Raw genomic sequence first — 10,648 nt, 5'->3', positions numbered from 1 at the left:
GCGAGGACCGCACAAGGAACGAACGGGGAGACGATGACACCCGGGACCGACGACATCGAACAACTGCTGACCACCGGCCTCCGTGACCGGATCTACCCGGGAGCGGTCTGGGCCGTCGGCGACGCCGGTGCCACCCACGCGACCGGAACCGTCGGAGTACGCGACCCGGCCGAGCCCGACGAGCCGATGCGCACGGACACGATCTTCGATGTCGCCAGCCTCACCAAGATCATCGCCGTGTGGGCCTCCCTCGGTGCCCTCTGGGAAGACGGCGACCTCCCCCTCGACGACGCCCTCGGCACGTTCTGGCCGGAGGTCACCGGCCGCCCACTCGGCACCGTCACCGCCCGCCGACTCCTCACCCACACCGCAGGCGTCCCCCTCCGCGCGAACCTCGAGAAGCTGTATGGCTCCGACCCCGAGGCCATCCGCGCCGGCGTGCTGCACGAGGCCCTGCACCGTCCACCCGGGGAGGCCGTCGAGTACACCGACCGGGCCGCCCTCATCCTCGGCTACCTCGCCGAACACCTCGCAGGCAGGCCTCTCGACCAGGTTGCGCACGCCCGCACCTGGCTCCCGCTGGGGATGAACGACACTCGTTTCGGTCCCCTCCCGGCAGCCCTCGCCGCCCGCTGCGCGCCCACCGAGCTCGACCAGGAGACCGGCAGGTACATCCAGGGCTCGGCCCACGACTTCTCGGCTCGTCTCCTCGACGGTGTGTGCGGCATCGCCGGGGCCTTCTCCGTCCTGGACGACTTGGCCCGTTTCCTGCGGTACCTGCTCGACGCGGCCTCGGCCGGCTCCGGGCCGGGCTTCGGCCCCGCCTGGGTCGAGGAATCCCTCACCGTCCACACCGGCGAACTCGAACCCGCCCGCGGTCTCTTCTGGCACCCCGCCCCGAGCACCGACCCCGCCGACGGCACCTACGTCCACTACGGCTTCACCGGCACCGCGATGTGGATCTCCACCAAACAGAATCGCTGGGCGATCCTGCTCACCAACAAGATCTACTACACCCGCGACCGCGAACCTTTGACCGCTGTCCGCAATGAATTCCGGAAGCTGGTCTTCGGCGGCTGACCACGCCGCCGCGCGGGACGGCGTGGCACGGATCGTGGGCACGACGATGCACATCGGGTGGTCAGGGCGCGTCCCAAGTAATCCGGTGGTCAGGCAAGATCACGGCTTGAGGCCCGCCAGCAGGACCACGGTCAGGGGGTCGTCGGCGCGGGCGCCGGGGCGGCAGACCATTACCTTGACCAGGCCGGCGATCTCGGTGGGGGTGAGGTCGGCGCGTAGGCCGCCTTCCGTCTGGGCGCGTTCGATGAGGGTGGCGAATACCGTGTCGAACTCGGCTTGCAGCCTGGCCACTTCGGGGTCGGCGGCCGGGGCCTCGGAGAGTGAGGCGACCAAGGCCAGGGGTAGGCCCATGCAGTACTCGACGATGTCGACCAGGGTCTGCCGGCCCGGTGCGTCCCGGTCGGTCGCCTCCCGGGCGTAGGCCAGCAGGTCGTGCAGTGCGTCGGCGGCGATTCGGCGCAGCAGGGCGTTGCGGTCCGGGAAGTGCCGGTACAGGGTGCCGACGGCGACGCCCGCCTCGCGCGCGATCCGGTCCATGGACACGTTCGCACCGTGCTCGGAGAGCAGGCGCAGGGCCGCCGCGCCGATCAGTTCGCGGTTGCGCTCGGCGTCGACTCGCACTCGGTGAACTCCTTCTTCCGGGCCGACGGTCGGCCCAACATGAATTCGAGCTTCAGTTTAGGCTACGCTGCCCCGGACAACCTGAAGCTCGGATTCATCTTGGAGTCGCGATGCGCATAGGGATCTTCCTCAACCCCGACCGGACCGGGCTGGACGAACTCCTCGGTCGGGTCGGGGAGGCGGCGCGGATCGGGCTGGACAGCGCCTACTTCCCGCAACTCGCCTCGTGGGACGCGCTCACCGTGGCCCCGCTGGCGGGCGTACGCACCGAGGGCATCGAGGTCGGAACCGCGATCGTGCCGACCTATCCGCGGCACCCGATCGCCTTGGCCGGCCAGGCGTTGACCGCGCAGGCGGCCGTCGGCGGACGGCTGACCCTGGGCGTCGGCCCGAGCCACGGGCCGTTGATCGAGGGGACGTTCGGCTACTCCTACGCTCGGCCGGCCGACCATGTCCGCGAATACCTCACCGTGTTGGGCCCGTTGCTGCGGGGTGAGGCCGTCGAGCACCACGGGCGTACGCTCACCGCGGTCGGCCGGCTCGACGCACCCGGGGCGGATGCGCCCTCGGTGTTGCTTGCCGCGCTGGGCCCGCGGATGTTGCGCATCGCGGGCGAACTCGCCGACGGCGTCGTGGTGGTGTGGACCGGCGCGGACGAGGTGGCCCGGCGGATCCGGCCGGCGGTGGCTGCGGCGGCGCAGGCAGCGGGGCGGCCCGAGCCGCGGATCGTGGCCTCGGTGGTGGTCAGCGTCACCGCCGAGCCCGATCGTATCCTCGGCGGGATCGAGGAACGGCTCGGCTTCGCCGCCGAACTCCCCAACTATCGCGCCCACTTGGACCGGCAGGGCAAGAAGGGCCTGGGTGAGACGGTGATCGCGGGGGACGAGGAGCTGGTGGCGCGGGAGGTGCGTCGGTTCGCGGCGGCTGGGACGACCGAACTGCTGATCAGCGTGGCGGGGGATGCCGAGGAGCAAGTGAGGACGTTGGCGGTGCTTTCGGGTTTGCGGGGTGGGTTGACCTCAAGCGCCGGCCGGGCTGATCCGGACTTCGGCTGAACTCGGGCTTCGATGAGGCTTTTTGGCCTCAAACGCCGGCCGGGCTGAGCTGGGTTTGGCCGACCTCGGGCGTTGGTCGGGTCGCTTTGGCCTCAAGCGCCGGCCGGGCTGAGATGGGCTTCCCCCGACCTCGGGCGTCGGTCGGGTTTCGTTGGCCTCAAGCGCCGGTCGATCTGATTGCTTTTGGCATACCTTGGACGCTATTTGCCCTGGGTTGGCCTCAAGCGCCGGCCGGGCCGGGGGACCTCCGGCAGGTGAAGATGCCTGGCCGGGTGGAGATGGTCGGCCAAGTGGTGGCACCCGGCCGGATCGGCCCGAGCGCGGGCCGGACCCGTTGGGGTTTGCGGGCTACTCGGCCTCGCGTACCACCAAGTCGGCGGTGGGTAGCGGCGTTGCCTGGATTGTGCCGACTCGGTGGGATAGTTCCTGGTTGAAGGCTGTGGTCAGGAGGTCCAGGCGGACTCGGTCTCGGGACTGGTCGAAGAGTGGCACACCTGCCGCCGGGTCGGCCGCAGTGATCAGTTCGGCGTAGCGGGCGCGCAGGCGGGCGTCGGACAGGTCTACCCGGTCGGCGAGTGTGTCGCGCAGGGCGGTGGAGAGTTGGGCTGCTTCGGTTCGGGCGAAGCTCTCCTCGTCGTAGCGTGGCACACCCGGCAGCGGTCGGCCCGCCGCCGCGGCCGTCGCGCGCCGGGCGTTCTCCGCGTCGAGCCGGGTTCGGAAGCCCGCCTCGGTCGGGTCCGCCAACAGCCCCGCCTGGCAGGCCCATTGGCGCAATACGGCGTCCCCGACCGCCGCGCGCAGGGAGCGTTCGACCAGGGCCGCGTGCGGCGTTCGCCCCTCGATCGGCGTGGTCCAGTAGTCGGCACGGGCACGGGCGCCCGCACCGGCGCGCGGCAGCTCGGCCACCACGTCGGCTCGCAGCCGCACCGTCGCCCGGCGCAACTCACCGGCAGTCAATGGGACTTCACCGACCATGGCGACAACCGTCGCAGCGTCGACGCGCGTCGGCGGCGCGGCGGTCCCCCGGTCCGCCGCCGGGGACGGGACGAGGAAGGCCACCAAGGCACCCACGACCACGACCGCAACCGCGATCAGCACGCTCGATGCCACAACCCCCCGGGTCCGGCCGGCCGACCACTTCCGGCGGACCGGCCCCTTGTCCCGCCCCCGGCGGGGCATCAGACCACCTTCAGATCGAACACGTGCAGTCCCGGCCCGGCGATCGGGCTGCCCGCCGGCAGGGTCACCGAGGCGACCGTCCGGGACGGGTCGATGGCGAGCGAGGCCACCCGTACCGTGACGTCCTCCTCGGACCGCGCCGAGGCCGGTGTCCGGTAGTCGGTCTGCGGCTTGTGGTGGTAGGCCGCCCGGACCGCGACCTGATCGGCGGGACCGTCGACCGTGCTCCACCAGTCGCCGAGGGCCAGGGTCGCCGTCGTGCTGCTCCCGTCGGTGTAGGTGACGGTCACCGTCCCACTCTGTGCGCCGTACGCGCCCGCGCCCAGTACGACCAGCCGGCTGCCGCTGCCGGTGAGCGCGATCCGCTGGCCCGCGACCTTGACGTTGTCCGGCAGGCCGTACGCGCGCGGATGCCAGGTGAACCCGGCCCCGCCCGCGCCGACCGTACCGCCGGGGGTGTAGCCGGCCGCCGCCAGCGCCTGGCCGGAGTAGCTGCGTCCGGACAGGCCGAAGCCGCCGGTGTTCGGGTTGGCGTCGTCCCCGACGGCGACGTTGTTGTACGCGGCGGCGATCGACGGGTACAGCGGCGCGTCGACCGCGGGCCCGTTGTACGCACCGCGGTTGACACCCACGGGGGTGACCGCGTTGCCGAAATAGTCGCGCGAGCCCAGGTCCGGGACGGCAACCCCGCTGCCCAGTGCGGGAGATCCGGCCAACAGCGCGTAACCCCCGGCGTCCGTACGGCCGGTCGCGGTGCCCGGTGCGGCAAGCCCGGGATCGGTGGTCACCGCCGAGGCGTCACCGCTGGGTGCGGTGAAGCCGCCGGAGTAGACGTTGGCCTGGTAGCCGACGCCCGTTCCGGTGGGCAGTGCGCCCTGTCCGGCGACGAAGACGTTGTTGGCGACGAGGGTGTCCGCGGCCGGGCCGTTGGGGAGTTCGACGTCGAGCTTCTTGCTCGGGCAGAAGAACGTGTTGTTGTACATGCGCAGCGGACTGGTGTTGTCGCCCGACGCGTTGGCCCGGATCCGGCAGTCGTCCTGGGCGATGTTGAAGCGCAGGATCTGGGTGGCATGGAAGTTGCCGAGCGCGGTGCAGTTCTCGCAGCCGAGGTAGAAACCGCCGCCGTTGTCGTGCGAGTAGTTGTACTGGTAGGTGCACGAGCCGGTGATCGCGCCGTCGCAGTCCCACGCGGTGGAGTCGAAGATCGATGGCCGCTGGCGGGTGACCTCGTTGTACTGGAAGACCGGGTTGCGCGAGTTGATCGGCCACATTCCGGCGAAGTTGCCGTTGAGGTAGGGGTACTTGCCGCCGCCACCGTCGTCGAAGAGGTTGTATTCGACGAGCGGCGCGTCCGAGCCGTGGACCACGATGCCGTCGCCGCCGACGCTGCGGATCGTATTGGCGCGGATGAGTACGTCGCGGTGGAAGTCGGCGGGCTTGACCGAGATCTTGATGCCGCCGCCGCCGGTGTCGTGTACCTGGTTGTCGGCGATGGTGATGCCCTCGATCGGGCCGGCGGTTGGTTTGCCGAGTACGACGATGCCGGCCGACGCGGAGAACCAGCCCGCGTTGGCGCCGGTCTTGTCGCTCCAGCCGGCCACGTCGGAGACCTCGAGGTCGCGGACCACGATCCCGTACTTGCGCTCGGGGGTGGTGGTGTCGATCTGAACTCCGGTACGAAGCGCCTGGGTCGGTGCCGGATTGGTGATGTGCAGGCCCTGCACGGTCCACCAGCTCTGGTCGACCAGGCGCACGGTGGAGGGGCCGCCGGTGCCTTGGATCAGCGGACGCGGGCCGTCGCCGTAGGCGCCTATCGTGATCGGGTTGCCGGCGGTGCCGTTGCCTTCGGGTTGGAGGGTCCCGGTGCATACCGTGCCGGCGCGCAGCAGGATGCGGTCGCCGGGTTGGTAGGTGTGGGCGTTGACGGGGGTCAGGTCGCCCAGGGGGTCCTCGGGGGTGGTCCCGCCGGCGTCGAGGCGGCCGACGCCGCAGTCCACGTAGGTGGTGGTGGGCCCCGTGGTGGTGGGTCCGGTGGCGGCGCCGGCCGTCGGGGTGATGGCCGCCGTGGCGGCCAGGACGGTTGCCGCGAGGGCGAGGGTGGGTCTGAAGCCGTGCATGTGACCTCCGGTCTGGGGGGTCTTGCCTTCTGCCTCCGGCGTGGGCCGGAAGTTGTGTGGCCGGCCGGGCTGCGCCCTGCCTGGCCTCAAGCGCCGGCCGGGCTGATTTTGGCTTTCGTCCGACCTCGGGCGTCGGGCGCCCTGGGTCGGCCTCGAACGCCGGCCGGGCTGAAGGAGCCGATCCCCGCTCCCCATCCAGCCCGGCGGGCGTTCGAGGCCACCGCACCGCGGCCCGCTACGCCGAGCGGGTGAGCGTCTCCGGCTCCACCGGGTGGGTGAACGGCAACCCCTGGGTGTAGCGGTCGAGTTCGTCCAACGCGGAGGCGACCATGCGACGTAGTTCGCCGCCCAGGGAGCCGGCGATGTGGGGGGTGAGGAGCACATTGGGCAGGTCGTAGAGCGGGGAGGCGGCCGGGAGTACTTCCGGTTCGGTGACGTCGATGACCGCGTCCAGCCGGCCCGCCACCAACTCCTCCGTCAGCGCCTCCTGGTCGACCAGCGAACCGCGGGCCGTGTTGATCAGCGTCGCGCCGTCGCGCATCAGGGATAGCCGGCGGCGGTCCAACAGGTGCCTGGTGGCCTCGAGTTCGGGGGCATGGATGCTGACCACGTCGGAGTGCAGGACCAGTTCGTCGAGGGCGACGCTCCGCGCGCCGAGTGCCTCGGCCTGTTCGGCGCTCACGTACGGGTCGTGCAGCAGCAGCTCGAAGTCGAACGGGCGGAGCAGCTCCAGCACCCGGCGGCCGATTCGGGACGCGCCGACGATGCCTATCGTGCGTCGGTAGTTGCCGAAGCCGGGGAAGCGGGCGTCCCAGTCGACCAGTCGCCGCTCGGCGCGGTAGGCGTCGCGGATCCGCAGTACCCGCTTGTTGGCGAACAGCACGGCGGCGACCGTGTATTCGGCCACCGGCAGCGCGTTGGCCGCCGCCCCCGAGGAGACGATCAGGCCGCGCGCCCAGGCCGCGTCGGTCAGGTGGTGCTTGACCGAACCGGCCGCGTGTACCACCGCGCGCAGTCGCGGCGCGCGCGCCAGTACCGCCTCGTCCAACCGGGCGCTGCCCCAGCAGGTGAACAGTACTTCGGCCTCGGCCAGCGCGGCGGCCGACTCCGGGCTGTCGAAGTCGCCCGCGATCAGGTCGAGATCGACCTCGGCCAAGGCACTGAGCCGGGCCCGGGCCTCGGGGTCGAGGATCCGCGTGGCCACCGAGGGGTCCATCGCCAGGAGCAGCCGGGGCCGGTGCCGGGCGGCGGCGGTGCCTGCCGCCCCGGCGTCGAATCGGGTGGCGCCGTTGGTCACTTGACGCTCCCCGCGGAGAGCCCCGAACGCCAGTGGCGCTGGAGCGAGACGAAGGCGACGACCAGCGGTACCACGGCCATCAGCGATCCGGTGATGACCAACGGGTAGAACTCGGGGGAGGCGTGCGCGTTGGTGTTCCACGAGTACAGACCCAGGCTGACCGGGTAGAGCTTCTGGTCGGAGAGCATCACCAGGGGCAGGAAGAAGTTGTTCCAGATCGCGGTGAACTGGAACAGGAAGATGGTCACGAAGCCGGGCATCATCATCGGCATGGCCACCGAGAAGAAGGTCCGGACCTCGCCCGCGCCGTCCATCCGGGCGGCCTCGAGCACCTCGCCGGGGATGTAGCCGGCGCTGAACACCCGGGCCAGGTAGACCCCGAACGGGTTGACGATGACCGGGATGAACACTGCCCAGAAGGTGTTGACCAGGCCCACCTTGGAGGCGAGCAGGTACAGCGGCAGCGCCACGGCGGTGGTCGGCACGAGCACGCCGAGCAGTACACCGCCGAACAACTTCTCCTTGCCGGGGAAGTCGAACTTGTCGAACGCGTAGCCGGCGAGCACGCTGATGAACGAACCCAACGCCGCGCCGACGCCCGCGTAGAGCAGGCTGTTGAGGTACCAGTGCCAGTAGATGCCGTCGCTCTCGTTGCTGACGGCCTTGACGTTCTCGGTGAAGTGGAAGCCGTCGAAGGCGAATCCGTCGCCGCCGAACAGGCCGCCCATGTCCTTGGTGGCCGCGATCAGCAACCAGGCCAGCGGCAACATCATGTAGAGGGTGACCAGCACCAGGGCGCCGTTGACGGCGACCTTGGACATCAGCGCCTCGGTGGCGCGGCCCTTGGCCCGCGGTCGGCGGGCGGGTCGGTGCGCAGGGGTGCGGTCGGTCGGCGCGGGCGCGGCGTCGGCCGTGGCCCCGTCCGGTTGGTGCACGGTGGTGCTCATGCGGTCCTCCGTCCGGACGACAGGCGGGTGACGCCGAACGACAGTGCCGCGGCGAATACGGCGAGCAGTACGGAGGCCGCCGCCGCCAGGCCGAAGTCGTTGGCGCGGAAGGCGGCCGAGTAGGCGTACATGTTGGGGGTCCAGGAGCTGCCCACGGCGGGGTTGGCGTCGCTGAGGATGGACGGCTCGGTGAACAGTTGCAGCGAGCCGATGATGGTGAACAGCATGGTCATCGCCACGGCGGCGCGGATCATCGGGATCTTCACGGAGACCGCGATGCGCACCGGTCCGGCGCCGTCCACGGTGGCCGCCTCGACCACCTCGCGCGGGATCGCCTGGAGTGCGGCGTAGAAGATGATCATGTTGTAGCCGATCCACTCCCACGTGGCGATGTTGACGATGGAGAACAGCGCGGTGTCCGAGGCCAGGAAGTCCCAGTGCAGGCCGCCGGATTCGAGCAGGTCGACGACCGGGCTCAGGCCCGGGGTGTAGAGGTAGACCCAGATCAACGCGGCGATGATGCCCGGCACCGCGTGCGGCAGGAACAGCGCCAGTTGGAAGAACCGCCGGGCCCGGGCCAGCGCCGAATCGAGGAGCAGGGCCAGGGCGAGCGCGGCGCCGACCATCACCGGGATGTAGAGGAGGCAGTACAGGCCGATCGCGACGAAGCCGTCACGGAACTTCTCGTCGCTCAGCGCGTCGGCGTAGTTGCCGAGGCCGGTGAACACCCGTCTGGTACCGCCGAAGCCCAGTCCCGAGGTCTTGTCGGTGAACAGGCTCAGCCAGATCGCGTAGCCGATCGGCACCACCATGGTGGCGATGAACAGCACGTAGAACGGGGTCAGGAACAGCGCGGCGGTGGTCTTCCGGCGCCGGCGTCCGGCGCGCAGGGATGTGCTCATGGAACTGCTTCCTCGTGGCGTCCCCCGGTGCGTGGTGGCGCGCGGCGCACCGGGGGCCTGCGGGTCACGGGTCCGGGCCGACGGGCGGCCTCGTGCGGGGTCAGCTCTTGACCGAGATGCCGCGCTTCCGCAGCTCTTCGACGGTGGTCTTCTGGGCCTCCTCCAGGGCGCCCACGATGCTGCCGCCGCTGGAGAGCTTGCCGAGTTGGTCCTTGAGCACGGTGTTGGTCTGGGTCATCGACGGACCCCAGGTCCAGCCCGCGCCGATCCTGCCGGTCGCCTCGGTGAACAGCGGGTAGATGTCCTGCTTGCCGAAGTAGCCGGTGTCGAAGAACTGCGCGGCGGTGGGCACCAGTTCGGTGGCCGCCGGGTAGGCGCTGGAGGAGCCGCTGGCGATCCGCGCGGAGATCCCGTCCTTCGTGGTGGTCATCCACTCGATGAAGGTGAGCGCGGCCTGGGTCTTCTTGCTGTCCTTGCTCACCGCGAAGGTCGAGCCGCCGAGCATGCCGTTGCTCGGTGTCCCCCAGTCCGGGAGCGGGGCGACGGCCCACTTGCCGGCCAGGTCGGGCTGGCTGCTCTTGAGGACGCCCGCGCTCCACGAGGCGCCGACGATGCCGACCGTGCCGCCGCTCTTGAGGTCGGCGTTCCACTGCTGGCTGAACGAGGGCTGGACGCGCACCAGGTCGTCGGAGACCAGCTTGTTCCAGTAGTCGCCGATCTTCTTCGAGTTCGGGTCGGTCAGCGAGACCTTCCAGCTGTTGCCCTCGGTGGCGAACCAGGAGCCGCCGGCCTGCCAGGTCAGCCCGGCCATGGTGCTGGGGTCGTCCGGGTAGAAGGTGCCGATCCGGGCGTTCGGGTCGGCCTTCTTGACCTGCTCGGCGGCGGCCCGGTACTCGTCCCAGGTCTTGGGCACCGCAATGTTGTGGTCGGTGAAGAAGTCCTTGCGGTAATACAGCGCCATCGGCGCGGCGTCCAGCGGCACCGCCCAGGTCTTGCCGCCCAGTTCGGTCAGCTTGTTGACCGAGGCGGGGAACTTGCCCTTGAGTCCGGACACCTTCGCGGTGAGGTCCTGCACGGCCCCCTGGCTGACGAAGTCCGGCAACTGCGGGTATTCGATGGTCAGTACGTCGGGGGCGTTGCCCGCCTTGACCGCGTTGGCCATCTTCGCGTAGCCGCCGGCGTTGCCGGACGGGATCTGTTCGTACTTGACCTGGATGTCGGGATGCGACTTGTTGAACGCGTCCACGACCTCCTGGGTGCCCTTGGTCCAGGACCAGAAGCTCAGTTCCTGCTTCTGGCCCGGGGCGCCGCCCGAGGCGGGGGCGGCGCCGGAGTCCTTCTTCTTGTCGTCGCCGCCACCGCAGCCGGTGACCAGGCTCAGGGCGGTGACCAGGCCGACGAGAGCCGTGCCGAGTCTGACGGATGTGCGTTGCATGGATGCTCCCGGGTC

Annotated in this window: 9 protein-coding genes; 2 read left to right on the top strand and 7 right to left on the bottom strand. The window is 70.4% G+C overall.

The features are described 5' to 3' along the window. Window positions 1-33: 33 nt before the first annotated feature. Entirely contained in the window at window positions 34-1,080 is a 1,047-nt protein-coding gene (locus ABIA38_RS09000) for a serine hydrolase domain-containing protein (RefSeq protein WP_424637954.1), read from the top strand. A gap of 99 nt (window positions 1,081-1,179) precedes the next feature. Here ABIA38_RS09000 and ABIA38_RS08995 read toward each other — a convergent pair whose 3' ends face one another. Further along, window positions 1,180-1,701, bottom strand: a complete 522-nt coding sequence (locus ABIA38_RS08995) for a TetR/AcrR family transcriptional regulator (RefSeq protein WP_424637953.1) — start codon at window positions 1,699-1,701, stop codon at window positions 1,180-1,182. Between the two features lie 110 nt (window positions 1,702-1,811). On the opposite strand from ABIA38_RS08995, the gene ABIA38_RS08990 reads away from it, so the two are divergent. Further along, window positions 1,812-2,756 carry a TIGR03564 family F420-dependent LLM class oxidoreductase gene (locus tag ABIA38_RS08990; RefSeq protein WP_424637952.1) on the top strand — a complete coding sequence of 315 codons (945 nt, stop codon included), beginning with the start codon at window positions 1,812-1,814 and terminating at the stop codon, window positions 2,754-2,756. 348 nt (window positions 2,757-3,104) lie between these two features. Here the strand turns inward: ABIA38_RS08990 and ABIA38_RS08985 are convergent, their stop codons facing one another. From ABIA38_RS08985 to ABIA38_RS08960, 6 genes are all read right to left on the bottom strand, one after another. Continuing rightward, complete coding sequence (locus ABIA38_RS08985) at window positions 3,105-3,731, bottom strand: hypothetical protein (protein ID WP_424637951.1); 627 nt, start codon at window positions 3,729-3,731, stop codon at window positions 3,105-3,107. Between the two features lie 203 nt (window positions 3,732-3,934). Further along, on the bottom strand, window positions 3,935-6,052 hold the full coding sequence (locus tag ABIA38_RS08980; protein WP_424637950.1) for a right-handed parallel beta-helix repeat-containing protein: 2,118 nt from the start codon (window positions 6,050-6,052) through the stop codon (window positions 3,935-3,937). A gap of 235 nt (window positions 6,053-6,287) precedes the next feature. After that, window positions 6,288-7,268 (bottom strand): hydroxyacid dehydrogenase, encoded by a 981-nt coding sequence (locus tag ABIA38_RS08975; protein WP_424638173.1) that lies wholly within the window; start codon window positions 7,266-7,268, stop codon window positions 6,288-6,290. Window positions 7,269-7,345: 77 nt separating this feature from the next. Next, window positions 7,346-8,296, bottom strand: a complete 951-nt coding sequence (locus ABIA38_RS08970) for a carbohydrate ABC transporter permease (protein WP_424637949.1) — start codon at window positions 8,294-8,296, stop codon at window positions 7,346-7,348. Continuing rightward, complete coding sequence (locus tag ABIA38_RS08965) at window positions 8,293-9,198, bottom strand: carbohydrate ABC transporter permease (protein WP_424637948.1); 906 nt, start codon at window positions 9,196-9,198, stop codon at window positions 8,293-8,295. Before ABIA38_RS08965 ends, ABIA38_RS08970 begins: the two co-directional genes overlap by 4 nt. A 100-nt stretch (window positions 9,199-9,298) precedes the next feature. Further along, window positions 9,299-10,633 (bottom strand): ABC transporter substrate-binding protein, encoded by a 1,335-nt coding sequence (locus ABIA38_RS08960; RefSeq protein WP_424637947.1) that lies wholly within the window; start codon window positions 10,631-10,633, stop codon window positions 9,299-9,301. Window positions 10,634-10,648: the final 15 nt, after the last annotated feature.

The organism is Embleya sp. AB8 (assembly GCF_049739465.1).
Taxonomy (GTDB): Bacteria; Actinomycetota; Actinomycetes; order Streptomycetales; family Streptomycetaceae; genus Embleya.
Note: the sequence above shows the minus strand (reverse complement) of the source record. Positions and strands in the feature narration are given on the sequence as shown.